The following is a 23,446-nucleotide window of genomic DNA, read 5'->3' on the forward strand; positions in this document are numbered from 1 at the left end:
AACTCCGGAGATCTGCCCGGTGTGAACGTCACCATCGCCCGGATCGGACGATATCGCGACGTTCTTCCGGAGTTGTGGACGAGGTCTGCCTGATCCCGCCGCGCCCTCAGCGTTCGACGCGCGCGATCGTGACGACCCGCGGAGCGTCGGCATCGAGATCCTCGTCGGCGAGGGCGTCGCCGGCGCCGACCGGGCGCTCCAGTTCGATGTCCCACCAGGCCTCGACGAGTTCCTCTGCCATGCCCCGCCCCCACTCGATCACGACGACCGACCGGGCGACGTCGAGGTCGAGGTCGTCGAGCTCGGATGCCGAACCCAGCCGATACGCGTCGACGTGCACGAGAGGCGCCCGACCGACCAGCGAGGGATGCGTCCGTGCGATCACGAACGTCGGGCTCTGCACCGGCCCGCGCACGCCGAGACCCTCGGCGAGACCGCGGGTGAACGTCGTCTTGCCGGCCCCGAGTGGACCGGTGAGGATCAGCAGGTCGCCGGCCTGCAGCTGCTCGCCGATGCGAAATCCGAGCTGCTCCATGTCCTCCACCGTGGCGATGGTTCGGCGCCCGAGAAAAGCCGGATCGATGCTCACGACGTACGCCTCGGCACCCGCGGGCCGATGCGGGTGACGATCTCGTAGTTGATGGTGTCTGCGGCATCCGCCCATTCGGCTGCCGATGGCACGCCCAGCGTCGGATCACCGAACAGCACCACTTCGTCACCGACCGAGATGGCGGTATCGCCGACGTCGACGACGAACTGGTCCATCGCGATGCGTCCGACGTTCGCGAAGCGGCGGCCCGAGATCGCGACGTGCGCCTTGCCCGAGGCTTGGCGCGGAATGCCATCCGCATAGCCGAACGGGATGAGCGCGAGGGTCGTGTCCCGCTCAGTGCGGTGCGCGTAGCCGTAGGACACCCCGGTTCCGGCCGGCACCCGGCGCACCGCTGCCACGGCCCCGCGCAAGGTCATCGCTGGCCTGAGGCCCAGCTCGGCCGACGTGCGATCCTCGAACGGCGACAGGCCGTAGATCCCGATGCCGACCCGGACGGCATCGAGCCTCATCTCCGGACGATCGATGGCCGCGGCGGTCGCTGCGATGTGCCGGAGTTCCGGTCGGATGCCGAAGGCCGCCGCGGCGGCCACCCCCTCCTCGAACTTCTCGAGAGCGGAGCGATCGTCGTCGAGCGAGGTGTTCGAGAGGTGGCTGAAGATGCCCACGATGCGCAGCCGGCCGATCCGTTCCAGTCGCGCGGCCTCGGCGAGCACGCGCCCCCAGTCGGCGGGAGCGATCCCGTTGCGGGACAGACCGGTCTCGAGCTTTAGATGCACCGCGACCGGCTCATCGACGTGCGCAGCCGCGGCGGCAGCCTCGAGCTGGTCGAACGAGGAGATGCCCACCTCGATGCGCTCGGCAGCAGCCTGTTCGAACCGCTCTCCCGGGGCGTGCAGCCACGCGATGATCGGCGCGTGCACGCCCTGCCGGCGCAGCTCCAGAGCCTCGGGGATCTGCGCCACACCGATCCTGGTGGCGCCGGCCGCGAGCGCCGCGACAGCCGCGGCCGCGGCACCGTGCCCGTAGGCGTTCGCCTTGACGACGGCGATGACCTCGACGCCGGTGAGGCGACGGAAATGGCGGGTGTTGTCGGCGATCGCATCAAGATCGATCGTCGCCTCACGGAACGGCACAGTCACAGTGGGTCTCCTTCGGCGACGACGAACGCAGTGGCGAGGCCGGCGTCGTGCGACATGGTGAGGTGGAGATGGAGGATGCCGCGCGCCACGACGACCTCGGCCGTCGTACCGCTGAGCACGAAATGCGGCTTGCCTGAGGCCTCGGATGCGATCTCGATCTCGGTCCAGTGCACGCCGTCCGATCCGCCGAGCGCCTTGATGAGGGCTTCCTTCGCGGCATAGCGGGCGGCGAGCGAGGGCAGCCGCAGGCCTTGTTCGCTGGGCGCAAACAGCCTCTGCAAGAGCTTCGGCGTGCGCTCGAGAGTCCGCTCGAACCGCGGGATGTCGACGAGGTCGATGCCGGTCCCGATGATCACCCGTTCAGCCTACCCGTGGCGCGTTCTTGACCCGGCCTCGGCATCCGCCCGGGCGTCCGCCTCATCGTCCGCCGGCAGCATCCGCCCCGCAGCATCCGCCCCGGCGTCCGGCACACTTGCATGCTCAGACCCCGGATGCATGCCCAAACTCCCGATTTCGGCATGCATCTGTGAGTTCGGGCCTGCAGGTGTGCAGGAGCGCGAAGGGCGGATGCGCAGGAGCGATCAACCCACTTCTCCTCCACAAGCCCGGATAGTCCGAAATCCGTCCACAATCGCCGATGGGGCTGCCCGCCGAGCACCCGACCAGCGGATGCTCAGAGCGTGTTCGAGCCAGCAGACCTCCTCGCCAGACTCGGCGGCATCGCTCGCGGCGCCCTCCTGCAGGGGTACGGCTGCACGCGCAGGCAACTCTCCGATGAGGTGCGCAAAGGCAGCATCCGCCGGATCCGCACCGGGGTCTATGGCCTTTGGACGACGGACCCCGACGTCGTGACCGCCGCCGCGCATGGCGGCGCGCTCACCTGCGCGGATGCTCTGAGGGCCCACGGGGTGTGGGTGCTCCCCGACTCGGATGCCGTCGTCCATGTCTGGCTCGGCGGTTCGGGCCGCACGCACCCGCACGGCGGATGCACGTGCGTGCGGCATTACTCCCCCGGCACAGCCAGCCTCGGTATCGCGCCAGTCGCCGCAGCACTCGTCCATGCCTATGGCTGCCTCGAACGCGAGGCGTTCTTCGCCGCGTACGAGTCCGCGTGGAACAAGCGGTTGATCACGCCGCACGACCGGGTCCGGATCCGCAAGGAGCTGCCGAAGTCGGCCGAATGGCTGTTGGATCTCGCGCGCCACGATGCCCAGAGCGGCCTGGAGTCGCTCCTCAGACTGCGCCTGCATCTGCTCGGCATCCGACTCGACTGCCAGGTCGATATCGACGGCGTCGGGCGTGTGGACTTCGTCGCCGGCGGCCGGCTGATCCTCGAGGTCGACGGCAGGGAGAACCACGCCGGGGCCGACCGACGTCACCGGGATCTGATGAGGGATGCCGCAGCATCCGCTCTCGGATACGAGACCCTTCGCTTCGACTACGCGATGGTCATCCACGACTGGGACGCCGTGATCGCTGCGATCCTGCCTGCACTCGGGCGCGCAGCATCCTGACCCCGCCGATCGTCTGACTCACCTGCATGCTCAAAACCACGGATGCAGGTGGAATCAGCCGATCTCAGCATGCAAGTGGGATCTCGGCATGCATGTGTACCGACGGAAGGCGAAAACGCCGCGACCTACTCGACCGTGACGGACTTCGCGAGGTTGCGGGGCTGGTCGACGTCGAGGCCCTTGGCCGTGGCCAGTGCCATGGCGAAGATCTGCAGCGGCACGACGGCGAGCAGCGGCTCGAACATCGGACCCGCCAGCGGGATGTGGATGACCTCGTCGGCGAACGGCAGCACGGCAGCGTCGCCCTCTTCGGCGATCACGATCACCCGAGCGCCGCGGGCGCGGATCTCCTGGATGTTCGAGACGACCTTGGCGTGCACGAGTGCCGAGTGCCGCGGTGACGGCACCAGCACGAACACCGGCTGACCGGGCTCGATGAGCGCGATCGGCCCGTGCTTGAGCTCACCGGCGGCGAAGCCCTCGGCGTGGATGTACGAGATCTCCTTGAGCTTGAGCGCGCCCTCGAGCGCGATCGGGAAGCCCACGTGGCGGCCGAGGAACAGCACCGAACGCGTGTCGGCCATCCAGCCGGCGAGCTGCGTGACGTGCTCCTGCTCCTGCTCGAGCACGCGTGCGATCTTGTCCGGAAGCGCGAGGAGCTCGGCGACGTCGGTCGAGGCATCCGCGATCGTTCCGCGCACGCGGCCCATGTGCAGGCCGAGCAGCAGCAGCGCGGTGATCTGTGCGGAGAACGCCTTGGTGGAGGCGACGGCGACCTCGGGGCCGGCGTGGGTGTAGACCACGGCGTCCGACTCGCGCGGGATCGTCGCGCCCTGCGTGTTGCAGACGGACAGCGTGCGAGCGCCGCGCTCACGCGCGTACTTCACTGCCATCAGCGTGTCCATGGTCTCGCCGGACTGGCTGATCGAGATCACGAGAGTGTCGTCGCCGATCACCGGGTCGCGGTAGCGGAACTCGTGGGCGAGCTCGACATCGACCGCGACGCGGGCCCACTGCTCGATCGCGTACTTGCCGACCAGGGCGGCATAGGATGCCGTGCCGCACGCCGTGATGATGATGCGGTTGATGCCGATGAACAGGTCATCGAGTCCATCGAGTTCGGGAATGACGACCTGGTCGCCCTGGATGCGTCCGCGGATCGTGTTCGCCACGGCCTCGGGCTGTTCCGCGACCTCCTTGGCCATGAACGACGACCATCCGCCCTTCTCAGCAGCTGCGGCATCCCAGGACACATCGAAAGGCTCGGCCTCGACGGGGGTGCCGGCGAAGTCGGTCACCGTGACGGCGGACGGCGTGATCGACACGATCTGGTCCTGGCCGATCGCCAGCGCCTTGCGCGTGTGCTCGACGAAGGCGGCGACGTCGGAGCCGAGGAAGTTCTCACCCTCGCCGAGGCCGATGACCAGCGGCGAGTTGCGACGAGCGCCGACGACGAGGCCCGGCTTGTCCTGATGCATCGCGAGGAGCGTGAAGGCGCCTTCGAGGCGGTTCACGACGTTGCGGAAGGAGAGTTCGAGGTCTCCGCCGTTGGAGGCGTACTCCCGGCCGAGCAGGGCCGCAGCGACCTCGGTGTCGGTCTCGCTGCGGAAGGAAACGCCGTCGGCGAGCAGCTCGTCACGGAGCGCCGAGAAGTTCTCGATGATGCCGTTGTGGATGACGGCGAGCTTGTCGTCGTCAGCGAGGTGCGGGTGTGCGTTGACGTCGGTGGGTCCACCGTGCGTCGCCCAGCGGGTGTGGCCGATGCCCGTGGTGCCGTCGCCGAGAGGCGCGTCGGCGAGCGATTCACGCAGCATGCTGAGCTTGCCGGCCTTCTTGCGCATCCCCAGCGTGCCGTCGCCGTCGATGATGGCGACACCGGCGGAGTCATAGCCGCGGTACTCCAGACGGGCGAGGCCGGCGATAAGGATGTCCTGGCTGGGCCGCGGGCCCACGTATCCGACGATTCCACACATGGGTTCAAGAATAAGCGCGACTTTTTGCGAGGGTTCTGAACGAACCGGGATGCCGAAATCGCTCGGATGCCCGCCCGATCAGAGTTTGCGGAGGAGCACGCTCTCGACGTCGTGATCGGCGCCCTTGTTCAGCACGAGCCGTGCCCGGTGCTTCGTCGGAAGCACGTTCTCGACGAGGTTGGGCATGTTGATCTCGTTCCAGTAGCCCAGCGCTGTCGTGATCGCCTCGTCATCGGTGAGGTGCGCGAACACATTGAAGTACGAAGACGGGTTGCTGAACGCCCCCTGGCGCAGGGCCAGGAAGCGGTCGACGTACCACTTCTCGATATGCGAGGTGTCTGCATCGACGTAGATCGAGAAGTCGAAGAGGTCGCTGACGGCGACGTCGTTCGGCGCCGGTGGCGGCGAGAGCACGTTGAGCCCTTCGACAATGACGACATCGGGGCGGCGCACGACGACGTGTGCATCCGGCACGATGTCGTAGCGCATGTGCGAGTAGAACGGGGCGCGCACCTCGGGCGCACCGCTCTTGACCTCGGTGAGGAAATCGATGAGCGCGCGCCGATCGTACGACTCAGGGAACCCCTTGCGCTCCATCAGTCCGCGCCGCTCGAGCTCGGCGTTCGGGTGGAGGAAGCCGTCGGTGGTGACGAGTTCGACGCGCGGCGTGCCCGGCCAGCGGCTCATCAATTCGCGCAGCAGACGGGCGATCGTGGATTTGCCGACCGCGACGGATCCGGCGACGGCGACGACGAACGGGGTCGTGGCGTCTTCCTCCTGCAGGAACGCACTGGTCGCCGCTCCGAGCCGTTTCGTCGAGGTGGCGTAGAGACTGAGCAGTCGACTGAGCGGCAGATACACCTCACGCACCTCGTCGAGCGACAGCCGATCGCCGATGCCGCGGATCTCGACCACCTCGGTCTCGGACAGCGGCTGATCGATGTCGGCTGCGAGCCGGGCCCACTCCGCTCGCCCGATCTCCCGGTATGGGGACAGCGGCAGAGTCGGGTCGACGGTGGTCACGGGATACATCGTATCGGCGCGTTCGGCCAGGAAGTCCTAGGCTGTGCCTATGCACGCTTCTGATCGCGAGGCGGCGCGACTGGGGATGACGCGTCGTGAGCGAAGAAGATCGCTGGCAGCGGCGTCACCCGACGCCGAGGCTGCGACACGATCCCCCCTGTCTTCGCTGTTCGACCCCGCGCCCGAGGACGAGCACGACCGTGAAGGCACGCCGTCGATTCTCACCGTCTGCACCGGCAACATCTGCCGCTCTCCGCTTGCCGAGGTGATGCTCCGTGCGTCCCTGCGCGAGCTCGGCATCGCCGTGTCGAGTGCGGGCACGCATGCTCTGGTCGACCACGGGATGACGGCGCAGGCGCGTGAGCTGGCGGTTCAGGGCGGCGCCCGCGAGCAAGACGCACTGCAGCACCAGGCGCGACTGCTGACCGAGCGGATGCTTCTCGAGGCGGACCTCGTGCTGACGATGACCCGGGAGCATCGCGGCATCGCGGTGCAGCTCACGCCCAGCCGTCTGCACCGGGTTTTCCCTGTACGCGAGTTCGCCCGACTGGCCGCGGGCCTGTCGGATGACGACGTGCGCCGCGCTGCGGATGTCGGGAGCACTCCGCGCGCCCGGCTCGGGGCCGCAGTCACGGCGATCTCCCATCGACGGGGCCTGTCGGGTTCAGCATCCTCGGCCGACGACGTGATCGACCCGTACCGCCGCGATTCCGAGGTGTACCAGCAGTCCGCGAGGGAGCTGTTTCCGGCTCTCTTCGAGGTCGAGCGCGTCGTTCGGCTGGCCACCGCCTGACGACCGCGCCGCACGCGCGTGTTCGATGGGGCGCAACGCGCCTTCGGCGTGCCCGCGTGGTTGTACTCTGACGATGACAACTGACCGCTTCGCCCTCGGCGGAGCGGCCGCCCGCCGACCTCCTCCCCGAAATGGCCACACTGAACCCGTCGCACCTTCTTCAGACGCACTTGGGACAGGACGCCCATCGCAGCGGACTGGTGTCCAGTCGTGTCTTCCGGTCGGTGTGCGTGAGTCGGTTGCGCCCGCTTCCGGGCGAGTGGACATGGATGCCCCCGGAAGGTTCTTCGGCGTACGCGGCGCTCATCATCGCCGCCGAGGGGCAGACCATATCGACTCCGTCCGCCGTGCCGACCAGAGCTCTCTTCCTCCCGCCGGTGACCTCGGCCACGATCGTGTGGAGCGAACCGGCCGATCTGATCGCCGTGTGGCTGCCGCCGGATGCCGTCGCCGAGCTCGCGAACGCGTCTTCGGCGAAGCCGTCAGCGCTCCCGGACTCTCCCCTTCTCACAGCCGTGAGCGCCTTCGCGACCTCTCTCGCCGGCGCCGTGCAGGACTCCTCGGGGGTGGCACGCTACGCGATCGAGCGTTTGCTCGTCGAAATGGCCTTCGGCGCCCTGCTGGAGCGGCATTCCTCGGACAACCTCACGGTGGCCGCGGCACCGCTCATCGAACGGGCACGGTCGGTGATGATGGCGCGGCGAGAGGACGCCACGTTCACTGCCGTACAGCTCAGCCAGGATCTGCACGTCTCCGTGCGCCAGCTCCAGCGCGCCTTCGCACGCGAACTGACCTCCCCGGTGATCGCGTTGCGCCGGATGCGCGTCGAACTGGCAGAGTCGCTGCTGCGCAACCCGCAGTACGACACTCTGAGCATCGACGAGATCGCGAGGCATTCCGGCTTCACGAGCGCGCTGCAGATGCGGCGTGCGCTCGGCGCGGAACAGCTCCCTCCGCCCAGCACGCTCCGCGCGCGGAACACGCCCAGCACGCTCCGCACGCGGAACAGCTGACGCGCGGCCTCCGGTCGTTGAGCGAGCAGAGCGAGACGAAACGCCCGGATCCGACGTCGCACGGAGGAGACTCGCGTTTCGTCTCGGTCGCTGCGCTCCCTCGCTCAACGACCGGAAATATTCCGAAGAAGTCCGGCTTCGGTGAGTTCCTCGATCGCCGTCCGCACGATCACCTCGGGGTCACCGCTCGGCGGAACCCCATGATGCTCGATCACGGCTTTCACGATCGATCCGAATTCTTCGGATTCTCTCGCCGCCCGGATCACGGTGGGAGCGATTCCGGTCAGTACCCGCAGTGTGCGATCGGAAAGCACGACCACAGCATCGCCGTAGTCGACGGCGTCCGAGGACGACGCCTGACCAACGGCATCTCTCACCGCGACGGACGCGCGTGTCCATGCCTCCGGCGCAGGGCCGGGAGCGAGCAGTGACTCGATCTTCGCCGGCACATCCGCCGCCTCGGAGTAGCGCAGCCGCCGGATACCGCCGACGCGATCGCAGAGTTCGGCGAGTGTGGCCACGGTCCCGTCGAGCTCGACGAGATAGCTCGTCTGCTCGACCAGCACGGGGGCGGCGTCGATGAAGTGGAGGTGCTCGATCTCGGGCTCGCCGACCGATGTGTCGCGATCCAGAAGGACGATCGCCGCGAGCGTCAGATCGGCGTCCGGCAGGTCGCGCATCCCGGCATCCGCGGGCGCGACCTGATCTTTCGGCGCCCCATCTCGCACCACGGAGAGGGGTTTGCGGTACGGCAGCACTCGCAGGTCGCGGTCGAAGGCGATCGTCTCGTCCGAGACGTAGCCATGCACGTTCGCCAGAACGCGACTGAGAGTGGTCTTGCCACGTCCGGAGGGGCCGACGAAGGCGATCACCCGACCGTCATCGAGCGCGATGCCGGCCGCATGGAGCATCATCAGGCTCCCGCGGTTGTGGGCGAGTGCTTCGAGGGTCACGTCGGTGGAAAGCCGTTCCAGGAAGCGCTCGACCTCGGGGACGTCGTCGACCTCGATGCGGAGATCGGTGTCGACCCGCGCCGGCGCCGGGTCGATGGCTGCACCTGTCCAGGCATGACGAACGCGCTCGATCACCTCATCCGGAACGCCGTCGCCGAACTCGATGCGCACGACGGCGCCCATCGCGGCGAGGACGACGACCGCCTTCTTCACGACCGCATCCTCACGCGATCGTGGCTCCTCGGCGCCGAGGGCCGGCTTCGGCATCCGCGGTCTCAGAATCACTCGGCTCCGAGTCGGCGCGGTAGTAGTCGCCGTGGTACTGGTACCCGTAGTACGCGGCTCCGGTGCCGCGCCGCGGAACCCTGTTGAGCACGATTCCGAGCGCCCTCGCATTGGCACGTTCGAGGTTTCCGAGCGCCTTGCCGAGAACTTCGAAGGTGGTCTTGCCGACGGTGGCCACCACGACGGCGCCGTCCGCATGCTGGGTGAGCACGGCGGCGTCGGTGACCGGGATGAGTGGCGGCGCATCGATGATCACGATGGCCTCGTTCGCGAGCGACGTGAGCAGCTCGTGCATCTTCGCAGAGCCGAGCACCTCACTCGGGTTCGGCGGCAACTTGCCGGCGGCGACGACGATGAGGTTGTCACGGCCGGGGATCCGCTGCGCGACCTGCGCGATCTCCGCGCGCCCTGACAGCACCTCGGAGAGCCCGACGGACTCGACGAGTCCGAAGATCTTGCCGATCATCGGACGACGAAGGTCGCCATCGATGAGAATGACGCGTTCCCCGCTGGAGGCGAGAGTGATCGCGAGGTTCGATGCGGTGGTCGACTTGCCGTCACCGGGCAGCGGGCTCGTGATGACGATCACCCGCGGCGGGTTGTCGACGTCCATGAACTGGATGTTCGTGCGCAGCTCTCGCATCGCCTCGGCGATGGCGAACAGGTGCGCAGAACTGCTGTTCACCGATGTGCCGCCGTCCTGCGGGATGAGACGGTTGTCTGCGGTGAACGACTTCTCCTCGGGCAGCGTGCCGACCACCGCGACGCCCAGTTCCTTCTCGACGCCGTCGACCGAGCGGATGCGGCGATCGAGCGTGTACCGCAGCATCGCGTAGCCGAACGCGATGGCAAGACCGATCAGGCCGCCGATCGCGAGGGCGAGTCGCGTGTTGGGCGATGACGGCGACGTCGGTAGACGGGCGGAGTCGATCGCGGCCAGATAGACGAGGCCGGGCTTCTCCTCGTCGGCCGTCTCCAGCACGTTCACCTCGGCGCCCATGCCTCGCACCCAGGATTCGGCGATGTCACGGGCCGCCTCGGGCGATGACGCCGTCGCCGTCACCTTGAGCGAGTATGTGTCGAGCGGGTTGGTCACGGTCACCTGCGAGGCGAGCCGTTCGGGTGTCGTCTCCAGTCCGAGATCCGCGATGACCCGTTCCGCGACGGAGCGCGACGAGCCGAGGTTCACGAAGGTCTTCACGCTGGATGCCGCGAGCTGGTTACCGACCAGCTTCGTGCCGATGTCGTCGGCGGCAGCCGTGGCCTGCACGATCGCTGTCGCATCGGCGGTGTACACCCGCGGTTGCAGAAGAGTCCAGCCGAACGCGATCGCCACTGCCGCGACCACGAGAACGAGCATTCCGAGCCAATGTGCGCGGAAGACGCGCAGGTAGTGGCGCAGGTCCATTCAGTCGTCCTCTGTTCCGGTCGTTCGACGCCCCGCAGGCATCCCGACAAAGGTACTACAGCGGTCCTGCTCCGCTCGTACCCCGGCACCGCTCTCCTCGTGTCGTGAAGGTAGGGTGGGCTGGCACCGCCGTCCTCTCTGATCAGGAGCCCCTGTGAGCACTGACGAGCCGATCTCCCTACGCCGCAGGATCACCGGCAGCGTATGGTTCCACCTCGCACTGGCCTTCGTGGTCGCCGGCCTGGTGCTCTCTTTCGTCGCGAAGCCGTACCTCGTGCCCTCCGGGTCGATGGAGCAGACTCTCCAGCCGGGAGACCGGGTCCTGGTGAACCGCCTCGCCTATGTCGCGGCGGACCCCGCCCCGGGAGACGTGATCGTCTTCGACGTCGGCGAGAGCTGGGGCCCCACATCGGCCGCAGACGATGGACCCGTCAAGGCGATCCTCCGCTGGGTCGGCGAGGTCACCGGATTCGGCCCATCGGGCCCGCACACTCTCGTCAAACGCATCGTGGCCGGCCCCGGTCAGACGGTGCGCTGCTGCAGCGCCGACGGCTCGCTCATCGTCGACGGCGAGCCGATCGACGAACCCTACGTCTTCGAGGACTTCCTCTTCGACGACAGTGTGAACTGCACGTCGACGCCCGCATCGAGCCGCTGCTTCGCCGAGGTCACAGTGCCACCGGATTCCTACCTCATGCTCGGCGATCACCGTTCCGTGTCGGGCGATTCCGCCATCGCCTGCCGTCGATCCGAGGCGCCCACTCCCGAATGCTGGAGATGGGCGAAACGAGATCAGATCGTCGGCCGCGCGGCCGCGATCGTCTGGCCCGTCGGTCGCTGGACGGGTCTTTGACGATTTCTCCGCGGTGCGGGGTATCGGAAACGCATTCGCGCGGTTAGACTGCGGCTCTGGGCCTTCGTCAGCTTGACGGAGGAAAGAACATCGTTTGCTGGGGCAGCGATGTCTTCACTCTCTGCTGGGGCAGAGTGGGGCTGTTTGGGGCGCACACATTCTCTGGGGAGGGATTGTGGCAATATCTGGGGATCTTTTTCTGTCGTCGAGGCAGGGAAGGAAGAACGACCGTGCTGCGGCGGCAAGGGCGACCGCGGCGAGAACCGCGGCGCACGCTGCCGAGCGGACCGCTATCGATGCGGCCGAACCGGCTCGATGGCAGCGCGTGTATGCGCGACGCCTCCTGCTCACCGACACGGCGATCATCATCGGCGCCGTGTTCGGGGCTCAGCTGCTCCGGTTCGGGCAGAGCAACGCCGACCTGTACATCCCGGGTGTCACCGGAGCAGGGTTCGATATCGCCTACACGTCGGTCTCGGCCATCTTCGTCATCACGTGGGTCCTCGGGCTCCGGCTCTACGGCACTCGCGACGCCAAGGTCGTCGGGACCGGCTGGCAGGAGTTCCGCCGCGTGGCAGACGCCAGCATCCGCGTCTTCGGCGTCCTCGCGATCCTCTCCTTCCTGCTGCACATCGACGTGGCGCGCGGCTACCTGCTGCTGGCGCTGCCGGCGGGACTCGTCGTACTCGTGGGAAGCCGCTGGGGGTGGCGGCGTTGGCTCGCGGCTCAGCGCTCTGAGGGCAGGTTCCTGTCGCGCGTGGTCCTGGTCGGCGAGCACGCGAAGTCGGTGCACATCGCACGCGAGATGCAGCGCGACGGCGGCGCCGGAATGGTCATCACGGGAGCCCTCACCGAGCGCGGAACGGGGTCGCTGCTTCCGGGCATCCCGGTGGTGGGCAGTCTCGATGATGCCGTCGCTGGCATCGACCTCGCCGGTGCGGATGCCGTGGTCTACAGCGGCTCCGACCTGATCACGCCCGCCCAGCTGCGCCAGTTCGGCTGGGATCTGCAGTCGCGGAACGTCGACCTCATCGTCGCCGCCGCACTGACGGACGTCGCCGGTCCGCGCATCCACGCTCGACCGGTCGCCGGACTCTCCTTGATCCACGTCGACTATCCGGCGTTCACCGGTTCCCGGTACGCCACCAAGCGAGCCTTCGACGTCATCGTCGCGACGCTCGCGCTCATCGTGCTGAGCCCGGTCTTCCTGGCGCTGACAGTGATGGTGCGCCAGGACGGCGGGCCCGTGCTGTTCCGGCAGCGCCGTGTCGGCCTCGAAGGACGCCAGTTCATGATGCTGAAGTTCCGCACGATGGTCGTCGACGCGGAGGCGCGCCTGCCGCAGCTGCTCGACGCGTCGGACGGCAACGGGATCCTCTTCAAGATGCGCGACGACCCCCGCGTGACCCGGATCGGCCGGATCCTGCGGCGGTACAGCCTCGACGAACTCCCGCAGCTGGTGAACGTCCTGCGTGGAGACATGTCTCTGGTCGGACCTCGTCCGCCGCTGATGAGCGAGGTCGACACGTACGAGAAGTGGGTGCAACGTCGTCTGCTGGTCAAGCCGGGAATCACGGGGTTGTGGCAGGTCAGCGGACGATCGGACCTCTCCTGGGACGACAGCATCCGCCTCGATCTCTACTACGTCGAGAACTGGTCGCTGACGAGCGACCTGGTGATCATCTGGCGCACCGTGCGCGCGGTGCTGCGGAGACACGGCGCGTACTGACCCCTCACATGAACCACTCGGCGGGTACTCCTACGATTGAGGGCATGACCACGAGAGCCGAGCGCATCAGCCGCGCCGACCGACCGCGCCGGCCCCTGCTTCGCAGCTTCCGCCTGTGGGTCCCGATCGGCGTCCTGCTCGTGCTCATCGGACTGGCGATCGCTGCCTGGACGGTCGGAGAGCGCATCTACGATCGCGCGATGGCCGCGAAGGGCTCGCTCGAGCAGGCGATGCCCCTGGCGACGACGGCCAAGGACCAGATCCTCGCGGGTGACGCGGAGGGCGCCAAGACGACCACCGCGAAGCTCGCTGCGTTGACGGCGGACGCACGTGAGCAGACCGACGACGAGATGTGGAAGAACCTCGAGTGGGTGCCGGTCGTCGGACCCAATCTCTATGCCGTGCGCACCGCGGCGTCCGTCACCGACGATCTGGTGACCAACGCGCTCACGCCGGCGACGACCCTGAGCGTGGATGCTCTCAAGCCGGTGAACGGCGCGATCGATCTCGCCGCCGTCGCCGGTATGCAGACGACGGTCACGCAGGCGGCGGATGCCGTCGCCAAGGCGGCGACCGACCTGGACTCGATCAACCGAGACGGGCTGCTCGATCAGGTCGATGACGCACTCGCGAAGCTCACCGGAGCAGTCGATGAGATGGAGCCGGTGCTCGGCCCGGCGAAGGACATCATCGGCATCCTGCCGACCGCGCTCGGCGCCGAGGGCCCGCGCAATTACCTGATGATCTTCCAGAACAACGCAGAGGCCCGAGGCACCGGCGGCAACCCGGCTGCCCTCGTGCTGGTGACGGCGGACCAGGGGCGGATCAGCATCACCCAGCAGGCCTCGAGCACGGACTTCAAGAACAATCGGCCCGAGCCGATCGTCCCGCTCAACCCCGAGACCGTGGCGCTGTACGGCGACAAGATGGGGCGCTGGATCTCGGATGCCACGCTCAGCCCCGACTTCAGTGAGACGGTCGCTGTCGTCCGCGCTTACTGGGCGGAACAGTTCGGAACGCCGGTGGACGCCGTCGTGTCGTTCGACCCGATCGGACTGAGCTACCTCCTCCAGGCAACCGGTCCGACGGTCATCCCGGCCGCGACCGCTGAGGTCAACGGCGAGACGATCGAGGTCATCGAGCAGCCGATCACTCTCACAGCCGAGAACGCCGTCCCGCTGCTCCTCAACGAGGCGTACTGGATGTTCCCCGAGGGCTACCTGCAGGACGCGTTCTTCGCGGCGGCGGCCAAATCGGTCTTCGATGCGGTGACCTCCGGGAACGCCGCACCGAAGGCGCTCCTCGACAGTCTCGCGCTCGCGGTGGAGGAGGACCGGCTGCTGTACTCGCCGGCCAACGAGGCCGAGGCGAAGCTCATCGGCGAGACCAAGATGTCTGGTCGTCTGCCGAGCACGAATGAAGACACGACGCTGCTCGGTGTCTACGTCAACGACTTCACCCAGAGCAAGCTCGACTACTACATGCAGCTCGACATCGCTGCCGCGTCGACGCAGTGCACGGCGCCGGACAGCCCGGTATTCACGACGACGGCCACCCTGACGAACACGGTGACGCCGGAGCAGGCACCGGATCTCCCCCGCCACATCGCTCCGGGCAAGTACTTCCCGAAGGGGGATGTGGCCACCGACCTCGTGTTCTACGGGCCGGTCGGCTCCACGTTCACCGGGCTCACGGTCGACGGGCAGCCGGGCAATGTCGGCGGTGTCCAGCACTTGGGTCGCGGCGCCGTCAAGGTGCCCATCATCACCACGCCGGGCCAGACCAGCACGGTCGTCGCGACGTTCTCCGGCGCAGCCGGCGAGTACGGGCCGCTCGACATCCGTCACACTCCGATGGTGCGCCCGGTGGCTGAGCAGCTGACGACTGAAGGCTGCGGCTGACCCTCAGGAATCGTGAGCGGGTCGCTCTCCGTGCAGGTTCTCATAGATGTCGTCGATGAAAGACGACACCGCGTCTGAGCCGGAGACCGGCCCGCCGGCGAGGTAGCCGTCAGCGCCGATGAGAACGGCCGCGGGTGTCGCCCAGTCGGCGATCGACTGCTGCACATACATGTGGGGGTCGTGCAGGGACTGCGGCTCGGTCAGCTCGGTGAGCGAGCTCTTCTCCGGCGCGGGCCAGAGCAGGAAGCGCACGCTCACCTCGGGCAGCAGCGCGCGCCATCGGGGTACGGCCGCGATCACAGACACGCAGGAGCTGCATCCCTCCTTCACTGCAAGCAGGAGGATCGGACCGCGCGCCGCGAGATCGCGGAGATTGACAGTGCGCCCGTCGGCCAGCGTCACGGGCACGGCCGGCGTGCGGGCGCGGAGGTATTCCTCCGGCTCGGCCCCGGTGGCCGTCCCCGGAGTACCCATGATCGGCACGCCGGCCTCTGGTGACGAGGGCTGCGGCGGATGCCAGAGGATCAGGGCCACCGTGAGGGCGGATGCTGCGAGCGCGAGAACCCATCCGCCGTCATCGCCCAGCGTCACCACCGGCCCGCCGATCAACGGTGTGACCCCGATCACCCAGGTCGTGAGAATCGACAGCAGCAGGAACCAGGCGTTGCGCACGATCGTCAGGCCGGTGATCGGCTGACGCGCGCCGAAACAGCTGCAGGAGGCCCCATCGACCGTCCTCCATCGCCGCCAGACGAGGAAGAGGTAAGCACTGAAGAGCAGCACGGCTCCTGCGGCGGCGAGCAGACCGAGCACCCCGCCGAAGAAGAGCAATGCCAGCGCGAGCAGGATCTCGCCCCAGGGGTGCAATCGGATGAGCCAGCGCTGTCGCAGCACCGCGGGAACGCCGAGTTCCCCCCACGCATCCGCATCTTCGGGTCGGAACAGTTTCGCCATGCCGCTCGCGATCAATACACCGGCCAGAATCAGCGGAGCGACGGCCAGTAGTGACGTCATCAGGAATCCTCTTCCTCGCGCAGCAGCCCGGAATCCACGAATGCCCGTGTGAACAGCGCGGCATCCGTCGCCGCATCACCTTCCTCGCACACGTCGCCGTCGACCAGGCGCACGGCAAGCGTCGCGAGGTCTGCGCCGAGCGCTGCCCGCCATACCGCCGCACCGACGCCGGCGAGCACCACGATGGGGCCCTTCGGGAGCACAGCGGCGAACACCCGGATCCCGTCGTCGATCACGCCGACATCCAGGGCTTGCACGAAGCGGGTCACGACCCGCCCCTGAGGCCGAGGGACTCCCGGAGCGCCGTGCCGATTCGCCGCAGGAAGGCGAGCATGACGTCGCGTGCGCGGGGTTCACGGCCGAGCTCGTGCGCCAGAGCGGCGCGATTGACCCGCGGCGCTCGAGCGGCGGTGCGCAGTGCCGCACCCACGGTGGGTGCGGCTTTGATTCGTCCCCACCATTCATCGGTGCGGCTGCCGCCCTGCGACACGGTCTTCCAGAGCAGGTATTCGCGGCGACGTCGGTAGCGCTCGAGATCGCCGAGCGCGGCGGCGAACGCCACCTCGGCCCGGAGTCGGCGCACCAGCCGTGAGCGACGCACGCGTTCGTCGTCGCTCTGGCCCGCCCACAGCGCTCGTGCCTCGGCGGCGAGCGCGTCGAGGTCGCGCGCGGCGTTGAGTACGAAGAGCACGGCCTGCGCGTCCACCGACGAGATCGAGCACTCCACTCCGGCAGCGGAATAGGTTCCGTGATCCGGCCAGAGCACCTCGAAAGCCTCCTGATCAGGGATGCCGATACCCGGGAATCGGCGATGAAGATCCAGGTAGCCCCACTCCGGGTGGTGATAGGTCTGCGCGTGTCCGAAGGGCGAACCGTCGAGAAAGGAGCTGTACACGCTCCAGCCGTTCTGCAGCATCTGCGCATGCAGTTCGGACATGCGGCTCGGGTCGGCCAGCACATCGACATCGGTGCCGCTGCGTTTTCCCGGGCGGAGCGCACCGTCAAGAGTCTCGCCCTTGATATGCAGCAGGCGGACACCGATACGGCGCGCGATCACCTCGACCGCCGCACGACTGAACTCCAGCCGCACGTCGAGCGAGATCGGTGTCGTGTCCAGCGAATCCACGGCGTCAGCCTATTCCTGCGCGCCGGCGGTGAGGCGGCGGCGCGCATGCCGATCACCGCGACGTGCGACCCGGCGGAACACCTCGGCGTGCGCGGCCGCGACGGCGACATCATCGAGGAGCCCGGGTGTCTGCACGGCAGCCGCGGCCAGTCGATCCCGGCCCTCACCGTCCGAGGCGAGCTCCCGCAGCACACGAGCCAGCTCGGGCACATCGCGGGGTGTGACGCGTCGACCGTTCACGCCATCCGTGACCCACTCCGCGGGACCGCCCTCATCCGCGACGATGGCGGTGACTCCGGCAGCGAGATACTGTAGGACGTTCTGCCCCATCGGCTCGGCGCGGGTGGAGTACTGCACGGCGATGTCCCACCGGTTCAGCAGCGCGGCGGTGTCGTCGACGTGGCCGAGCAGGTGCACCCGATCTCCCACTCCGAGTTCCGCCGCGCGCGTGCGCAGCCTCTCGGCGAATCCCCCGTGCTCGAAGGGCGCGCCCCCGGCGAGTTCCAGTTCCTCGGTACCGTCGCGGAAAGCATCCGCGAAGGCCTCCAGCAGCTCGGCCTGCCCTTTCCACGGATCGATCCGCGCGAGCATCCCGATCCGCAGCGGACCCGATGTCGGCACGCGACCAGGCGACAGGGTCAATCCGGACGCGCTGGGGATGACGACCGCCACGGCATCTTCGCGGAGGAACGGCAGCGCTCCCGCGAGGGTCACGCGCGAGTTGCCGATGACAGCGTCGGCCCGGGGCAGCACAAGACGCGTCATGGTGCGGTATCCGAAGGCTCCGAGGCTCTCCTCGTCGATCATGTCGCGGAGGTGCACCACCAACGGCCGTCGTGACAGCCGCAGGGCGAGAGCCGCGTACGCGGCAGCACGCGTGCTGTTCGCCGCCACCACATCGGCGGTGCGGACCAGCGGATGCGTGCCGGTGAGCACCGCCTGGGCGACGAGCCGGACGGCGAGACCCAGCAGATGAGCGCGCGACGCGCCACTGCCGCCGGAGTGCTGACGCACGCCGCGCGCGCGGCGCACGACGATCGGCGGCATCAGCGCGAAGACGTCGACCTCGTCGATCGCCGGCACGAGCACAGCCGGGGTCCAGGCCGGATCCACCGACAGCAGACGCACAAGCGCGAGCTCGGCACCCCCGCGCACGGTGGTGTGATCGAGGTGCACGACACGGGGACGATCCACGTTGCGTCGGATGCTGTCCACGGCTGCCCTCCCCCAGGAAACTGCATGCCGTCCCGGGCGCTCCCCTGTGCGCTGATGGACGGTTATGGTTGCTCACAGAGCATATCTTGGGGAGGCCTCGTGCGAGTGCTGAGAATTTCGCACAGCGCCGCAATCGCCGCATGGCGCGGGCGCGAGAACGCCCTCCGCGCGCGCGGCGAGGATGTCTCTCTGATCACCGCGCGCCGCTGGCACGCCGGTGGCACCTGGGTCGATCTCGATGCCGCGGCGGACGAGCAGGTCTCCCCCGCGCGCACCTTCGGCACTCATCCGGCCCTGTTCCTCTACGACCCGCGTCCGCTCTGGCGTGCACTCGGTGAGACGTGGGATGTCATCGACATCCACGAGGAGCCGTTCGCGCTCAGCACTGCAGAGGTGCTGGTGCTGTTGATGCTGCGCCGCAACCGTGCCCCGGTCGTGCTGTACACCGCCCAGAACCTGTTCAAGAGGTATCCGGTGCCGTTCCGCTGGCTCGAGCGCTGGGCGCTCCGCTCGGCGGCCGGCATCTCCGCCTGCAATGCCGATGCGGCGCGGATCGTGGAGGCGAAGGGTTTCGCCGGCAGGGCACGCGTGATCCCACTCGGCGTGGAAGTCGGCCCGACCCCGCCCGCTCCGGTCGCAGTTCATGCGGCTGGCGCGGCCGAGGACCCGCACGAACTGCGACCGGAACAGTCTGTGACGGTCGGGATGCTGGGGCGCCTCGTTCCGGAGAAGGGGTTCGCGACGCTGCTCGATGCGCTCGCGCTGCAGCCGCGTCTGCATGCGCGCATCGGCGGATCGGGACCGCTCGCGACAGACCTCCGCGGCTGGGCATCCGAGCGCGGCGTCGCAGACAGGGTGGAACTGGTCGGCCCTGTGGACCCGGATGCCGTCGACGATTTCTACCGCTCCATCGACGTGCTCACGATGCCGTCGCTTCCGACGCCGCGCTGGACCGAGCAGTTCGGCCGCGTGGCCGTGGAGGCCATGGCGACGGGGGTGCCGGTCGTCTCCAGCGATGCGGGTGCGCTCCCCGATGTCGTCGGGGGCGCCGGGATCGTTGTGCCCGCCGGGGATGCCGCGCGGTTGGGCGAATCGCTGATCGCCGCGGCCGGCCCTCATCGTGACGAACTGATCGCGGCGGGCCGCGAGCGGGCCGTCGAGTGCAGCTGGGACAGCGTCGCCGTCGCCTACCAGGAGCTGTACCGCTCGGTGGTTCGCGCACCTCGGTCAGAGAGCCCGTCGACGGTCCCGGTGCGCCCCGTCGAGGTCATCGTGGTGGCGTACGGCTCCGCCGATCTGCTCCGCCGGGCGCTCGAGCCCGTTGCGGCGCTTCCGGTCACGGTCATCGACAACTCGTCCCTCCCCGAGATCGCCGATCTCTGCGCCGATCTCGGTGTGCGCTACCGGGATTCCGGGGCGAACCTCGGATTCGGTGCCGCCGTGAACCTCGCCCTGGCCGACCGGCTGCATCCCGACGCGGATGTGCTGCTGCTGAACCCGGACGCCGAGGTGACCCCGGCCACCGTCGAGACGCTGCAGAGGGCCCTGCACGCCGATCCCGGACTCGCCAGCGTGGGTCCGGCTCAGGTCGACGGCGATGGGCGCTCAGCACGCGTGGAGTGGCCATTCCCGACCCCTTTCCGCGCGGTGACGGACGCACTCGGTCTCGGCGCCTTTGCACGCGGGCCGGGTTTCGTGATCGGATCGGTTCTGCTGCTGCGTGCCGAGGCACTCGCGCAGGTGGGTCGATTCGATGAGCGCTTCTTCCTCTACGCCGAGGAGACCGACTGGGCGTACCGCGCGCACCTGCTCGGCTGGCGGCATCGCGGCGTTCCGACGGTGACCGCCCTCCACCGGGCCGGCGGCACGAGCTCGGATCCGCGGCGCCGCGAGGCGTACTTCTTCGCATCGCAGGAGCGCTACTTCCGCAAGCATTTCGGCGCGTCCGGCTGGGCCGTCGCCCGGCTCGCCGGCTGGGCCGGCGCGACAGCACGAGCCGCCCTGCTCCGCGGCGAGCGCCGTATGCAGGCACGGCGCCGGGCAGCCGTCTACCGGCTCGGGCCGGTGCGCGTCGAGGCACGATTCCGGCAGGAGCGGTGATGCCCGCCGCCCTGGTCGCCCCGATCGAGGCGCGGTCATGACTCCGCTCCGGATCGTGCACGCCGTCGCGTCAGACCGCTTCGCCGGCGTGGAGCAGTTCGTGCTGCGCCTTGCGTCGGCTCAGGCTGCGCACGGACACGATGTCACGGTGGTCGGCGGAGCCCCCGCCCGGATGAGCGCCGCCCTGCAGGCAGTCGGTGCTCGGATGGTCCCGGCCGTTCGCACTCGCGACGTGCTCCGAGTGGTACGACGGGCTCCCGCCGACGTCGTGAACTCGCACATGACCGCAGCCGACGGCGCCTGCGCCGTGGCTCTCTTCGGCCGCCGCACCGCTCTGGTCTCGACGCGGCACTTCGCGAGTCCGCGGGGACGCTTCGGACCGCTGCCGCTCGACGCCATCATCAGACGACGCGTAGATGCCGAGATCTCGATCAGTCGGGCGGTCGCCGCGGCAATCGGCGTGCCGAGTGTCGTCGTGCATTCCGGCATCCCTCCGGCCGACGTCGCGTCCGATGGCACCCAGAAGCGCATTCTCATGGTGCAGCGTCTGCAGCCGGAGAAGCACACCGGCGTCGGGGTGCGGGCATTCGCGGCGTCGGGGCTGGCGGCCGAGGGCTGGCGCCTCGACGTGGTCGGCGAAGGACCGGAGCGCGACCCGCTCACCGCGCTCGTCGATGACCTCGATGTCGCCCAGACAGTGCACCTGCTCGGCTTCCGTGACGATGTGCCGCAGCTGCTCACCGAGGCATCCATTCTGCTCGCGCCGTGCCCGGTCGAGGGACTGGGGCTCGCCGTCTTGGAGGCGATGGCGCACGCGGTCGCGCCGATCGCCGCCGGCGCCGCCGGGCACCTCGACCTGCTCGAGGGCCTCGACGCACGTGCGCTGTTCCGGCCCGATGATGTGGCGGATGCCGCTGCGGCACTTCGTGTGTTCGCCGATGAGCCCCAGCGGCGAAGCCTGCTCGCCCATGCCGCGCGCGAACGAGCACAGAGCGAGTTCTCCATCAGTCAGCAGGCCACCGGCACCGAGGTCGTGTACCGTCGTGCGATGGCGAGGAGAAACGCATGACCGACCTCGTCGTTCTCTCGTTGGAAGGCTGGGACTCCGTCTGGCGGCGAAACCAGTACCTCGTCGCCGGGCTCCTCGATGCCGATCGGGAGCTTCGGGTGCTGTTCGTCGAACCTCCGGACGATCCGCTGCACGACCTCCGCATTCGCCGCCGACCCGGGTTCGGCCAGCCGGTGCGCCAAGTCGCCGATCGGCTGTGGACGGTCCGTCCCGCCAAGTGGCTGCCCCGCAAGTGGGATCGCGGCGGCGACCAGCGTCGCGCGCAGTCGATCCGTGGTGCCGCCGCAAGCCTCGGCTTCGCCGCACCGATCCTCTGGGTGAACGACCCCGCCGCGGCCGGGCTCGTGCCGATGACCGGGTGGCGTTCGCTGTACGACATCACCGACGACTGGCTGAGCGCGTCTCGTCCCGCGGCAGAACTCGCGCGGATCGCGGACGGTGAGCGGATGCTGCTCGAGCGTGCAGACGCCGTCGTCGCCTGCTCTCCGGAGCTCGTCCGTCGCAAGAGCGCGCAGCGCAGCGGCATCCATCTGATCCCGAATGCCGTCGATCTCGACGCCTACCGCGTCCCCGCCGAGCGACCGGCGGATCTGCCGGCTGCTCCGGTGGCACTGTACCTGGGCACCCTGCATCCGGACCGCATCGACGTGGCGCTCTGCGTCCGTGTCGCCCAGGAACTCGCCGATCGCGTGCGCCTCGTGCTGGCGGGTCCGGATCTCCTCAGCAGGCTCGACCGGGAGAGACTCGACGAGGCCGGAGTCCGCCGACTCGGCGCTCTCGATCGCTCAGCCGTGCCGGCGCACCTGCAGCACGCCGACGTGCTGCTGGTGCCGCACCTGGTCACGGCGTTCACCGACAGCCTCGACCCGATCAAGCTCTACGAGTATCAGGCCGCGGGCCGTCCGGTCGTCTCGACGGCCGTGGCGGGGTTCCGCGACGCATCTGATTCCCGCATCCGCATCGCAGACGCGGACGGGTTCGCGGACGCCGTGATCAGCGCTCTGGAGGATCCGCTGCCCGGGAACGCAGCGGACGCCGCCGATTGGCGCGTGCGCGTGGATCAGATGCGTCGGGTGATCGAGTCGATCCACTGACGCTCCTGGTCAGTGAAGCCCCGCAAGAGGCGGGGCTTCACTGGATTACTTGCAGCAGTCCGGCGGCGTCGCCGGGATCGTGACCGTGACCTGAATCTGCTCGTGGTCCGTGTCGGATCCATCCGACTCGTGTCCCCACGTGACGAGGAAGCCAAGGTCGAAGACGAGGTTCGCGCTGCTGTTGCTGGTCGCGTTGAAGTTCACATCGAGCGAACCACCGGCCGGGATGAACCACGGCAGCGCAGGAATCGGATTGAGTCCGAAGTTGATCCCGCTGGTGTTCACGTTGATCGAGATCGCCGTGACCCATGCGTCCTGGTTCTGGTCCGGATTGCTCACGGTCGCCGGGACGCTGTAGCCCTTGACGATCGGATTGCAGCTGTTGCCCGGCGCTTTGCAGGCCGTTCCCGGTGTGATGATGATGGTCTCGCCCGACGCCGCGAACGCGGGCACCGGCGCTGCGATGGCGATGGCCGGAACCGCCCAGGCCATAGCCTTGGTCACGGTGCGACGGCTGATACCTTCGGACGTTTTTGCTGCATTGTCAACCATGGTTGAACTCCCCAGATTTTGATCGCTCAATTGACGTCCCGGGACCCTTCCCCAGGTGCCATGTCCCCAGACACGGAGCGACTTCACCTGAATGATAGCGTAAGAGCGCTCCGCGCGGAACAGTCATCTGCGGAGCACT

At 68.4% G+C, this 23,446-nt stretch carries 21 protein-coding genes; 9 read left to right on the plus strand and 12 right to left on the minus strand.

Annotation, left to right across the window (positions count from 1 at the left end):
- Positions 1-106 precede the first annotated feature (106 nt).
- The 3 genes from tsaE to LTA6_RS01515 are packed head-to-tail and all read right to left on the minus strand — an operon-like array spanning position 107 to position 2,048.
- Positions 107-589, minus strand: a complete 483-nt coding sequence (gene tsaE, locus LTA6_RS01505) for a tRNA (adenosine(37)-N6)-threonylcarbamoyltransferase complex ATPase subunit type 1 TsaE (RefSeq protein ID WP_341975676.1) — start codon at positions 587-589, stop codon at positions 107-109.
- Entirely contained in the window at positions 586-1,692 is a 1,107-nt protein-coding gene (gene alr / locus LTA6_RS01510) for an alanine racemase (RefSeq protein ID WP_407358470.1), read from the minus strand. The genes tsaE and alr overlap by 4 nt, the downstream gene beginning before the upstream one ends.
- Positions 1,689-2,048 carry a holo-ACP synthase gene (locus LTA6_RS01515; RefSeq protein ID WP_341975678.1) on the minus strand — a complete coding sequence of 120 codons (360 nt, stop codon included), beginning with the start codon at positions 2,046-2,048 and terminating at the stop codon, positions 1,689-1,691. The genes alr and LTA6_RS01515 overlap by 4 nt, the downstream gene beginning before the upstream one ends.
- A 324-nt stretch (positions 2,049-2,372) precedes the next feature.
- Between LTA6_RS01515 and LTA6_RS01520 the strand changes: the two genes are divergently transcribed.
- Entirely contained in the window at positions 2,373-3,206 is an 834-nt protein-coding gene (locus LTA6_RS01520) for a DUF559 domain-containing protein (RefSeq protein WP_407358471.1), read from the plus strand.
- Positions 3,207-3,331: 125 nt separating this feature from the next.
- On the opposite strand, the gene glmS is transcribed toward LTA6_RS01520, so the two are convergent.
- Positions 3,332-5,179: a glutamine--fructose-6-phosphate transaminase (isomerizing) gene (gene glmS, locus LTA6_RS01525; protein WP_341975680.1), complete on the minus strand. Its 1,848-nt coding sequence runs from the start codon at positions 5,177-5,179 to the stop codon at positions 3,332-3,334.
- A gap of 78 nt (positions 5,180-5,257) precedes the next feature.
- Positions 5,258-6,211, minus strand: coding sequence for a type I pantothenate kinase (gene coaA, locus LTA6_RS01530; RefSeq protein WP_341975681.1), 954 nt, complete (start codon positions 6,209-6,211; stop codon positions 5,258-5,260).
- Positions 6,212-6,251: 40 nt separating this feature from the next.
- On the opposite strand from coaA, the gene LTA6_RS01535 reads away from it, so the two are divergent.
- Together LTA6_RS01535 and LTA6_RS01540 are read left to right on the plus strand one after the other, a co-directional pair.
- Complete coding sequence (locus LTA6_RS01535; protein WP_407358472.1) at positions 6,252-6,995, plus strand: low molecular weight phosphatase family protein; 744 nt, start codon at positions 6,252-6,254, stop codon at positions 6,993-6,995.
- Positions 6,996-7,264: 269 nt separating this feature from the next.
- Positions 7,265-8,008, plus strand: coding sequence for a helix-turn-helix domain-containing protein (locus LTA6_RS01540; RefSeq protein ID WP_407358473.1), 744 nt, complete (start codon positions 7,265-7,267; stop codon positions 8,006-8,008).
- A gap of 104 nt (positions 8,009-8,112) precedes the next feature.
- On the opposite strand, the gene LTA6_RS01545 is transcribed toward LTA6_RS01540, so the two are convergent.
- Both LTA6_RS01545 and LTA6_RS01550 read right to left on the minus strand, forming a co-directional pair.
- Complete coding sequence (locus LTA6_RS01545) at positions 8,113-9,228, minus strand: hypothetical protein (protein ID WP_407358474.1); 1,116 nt, start codon at positions 9,226-9,228, stop codon at positions 8,113-8,115.
- On the minus strand, positions 9,185-10,654 hold the full coding sequence (locus LTA6_RS01550; protein WP_341975686.1) for a polysaccharide biosynthesis tyrosine autokinase: 1,470 nt from the start codon (positions 10,652-10,654) through the stop codon (positions 9,185-9,187). The genes LTA6_RS01545 and LTA6_RS01550 overlap by 44 nt, the downstream gene beginning before the upstream one ends.
- A gap of 154 nt (positions 10,655-10,808) precedes the next feature.
- Here LTA6_RS01550 and lepB point away from each other — a divergent pair, with 154 nt between their 5' ends.
- The 3 genes from lepB to LTA6_RS01565 all read left to right on the plus strand — a co-directional run bounded on the left by lepB (position 10,809) and on the right by LTA6_RS01565 (position 15,137).
- Positions 10,809-11,507 (plus strand): signal peptidase I, encoded by a 699-nt coding sequence (lepB, locus tag LTA6_RS01555; RefSeq protein ID WP_341975688.1) that lies wholly within the window; start codon positions 10,809-10,811, stop codon positions 11,505-11,507.
- A gap of 325 nt (positions 11,508-11,832) precedes the next feature.
- The gene (locus tag LTA6_RS01560; RefSeq protein WP_341975689.1) at positions 11,833-13,236 is read left to right on the plus strand and encodes a sugar transferase; all 1,404 of its coding nucleotides are present in this window, start codon (positions 11,833-11,835) and stop codon (positions 13,234-13,236) included.
- Between the two features lie 44 nt (positions 13,237-13,280).
- Positions 13,281-15,137, plus strand: a complete 1,857-nt coding sequence (locus LTA6_RS01565) for a DUF4012 domain-containing protein (protein ID WP_407358475.1) — start codon at positions 13,281-13,283, stop codon at positions 15,135-15,137.
- A gap of 3 nt (positions 15,138-15,140) precedes the next feature.
- Here LTA6_RS01565 and LTA6_RS01570 read toward each other — a convergent pair whose 3' ends face one another.
- Genes LTA6_RS01570 through LTA6_RS01585 form a run of 4 tightly spaced genes read right to left on the minus strand, consistent with a single transcriptional unit; the run spans position 15,141 to position 18,492 of the window.
- A complete protein-coding gene (locus LTA6_RS01570; protein ID WP_407358476.1) occupies positions 15,141-16,151 on the minus strand; it encodes a MauE/DoxX family redox-associated membrane protein in 1,011 nt (336 codons plus the stop codon).
- On the minus strand, positions 16,151-16,420 hold the full coding sequence (locus LTA6_RS01575) for a hypothetical protein (protein ID WP_407358477.1): 270 nt from the start codon (positions 16,418-16,420) through the stop codon (positions 16,151-16,153). Before LTA6_RS01575 ends, LTA6_RS01570 begins: the two co-directional genes overlap by 1 nt.
- Positions 16,417-17,277: a hypothetical protein gene (locus LTA6_RS01580; protein WP_407358478.1), complete on the minus strand. Its 861-nt coding sequence runs from the start codon at positions 17,275-17,277 to the stop codon at positions 16,417-16,419. Before LTA6_RS01580 ends, LTA6_RS01575 begins: the two co-directional genes overlap by 4 nt.
- 9 nt (positions 17,278-17,286) lie before the next feature.
- Entirely contained in the window at positions 17,287-18,492 is a 1,206-nt protein-coding gene (locus LTA6_RS01585; protein ID WP_407358479.1) for a glycosyltransferase family 4 protein, read from the minus strand.
- A 99-nt stretch (positions 18,493-18,591) separates the two neighbouring features.
- Here LTA6_RS01585 and LTA6_RS01590 point away from each other — a divergent pair, with 99 nt between their 5' ends.
- The 3 genes from LTA6_RS01590 to LTA6_RS01600 are packed head-to-tail and all read left to right on the plus strand — an operon-like array spanning position 18,592 to position 22,755.
- Positions 18,592-20,592, plus strand: a complete 2,001-nt coding sequence (locus LTA6_RS01590; protein ID WP_407358480.1) for a glycosyltransferase — start codon at positions 18,592-18,594, stop codon at positions 20,590-20,592.
- 37 nt (positions 20,593-20,629) lie between these two features.
- Positions 20,630-21,661, plus strand: coding sequence for a glycosyltransferase (locus LTA6_RS01595; RefSeq protein ID WP_341975700.1), 1,032 nt, complete (start codon positions 20,630-20,632; stop codon positions 21,659-21,661).
- The gene (locus LTA6_RS01600; protein WP_341975702.1) at positions 21,658-22,755 is read left to right on the plus strand and encodes a glycosyltransferase; all 1,098 of its coding nucleotides are present in this window, start codon (positions 21,658-21,660) and stop codon (positions 22,753-22,755) included. The genes LTA6_RS01595 and LTA6_RS01600 overlap by 4 nt, the downstream gene beginning before the upstream one ends.
- 45 nt (positions 22,756-22,800) lie before the next feature.
- On the opposite strand, the gene LTA6_RS01605 is transcribed toward LTA6_RS01600, so the two are convergent.
- A complete protein-coding gene (locus LTA6_RS01605) occupies positions 22,801-23,307 on the minus strand; it encodes a hypothetical protein (RefSeq protein ID WP_341975704.1) in 507 nt (168 codons plus the stop codon).
- Positions 23,308-23,446: the final 139 nt, after the last annotated feature.

Origin of the sequence: Microbacterium sp. LTA6 (assembly GCF_045690355.1) — a bacterium.
Taxonomy (GTDB): Bacteria; Actinomycetota; Actinomycetes; order Actinomycetales; family Microbacteriaceae; genus Microbacterium.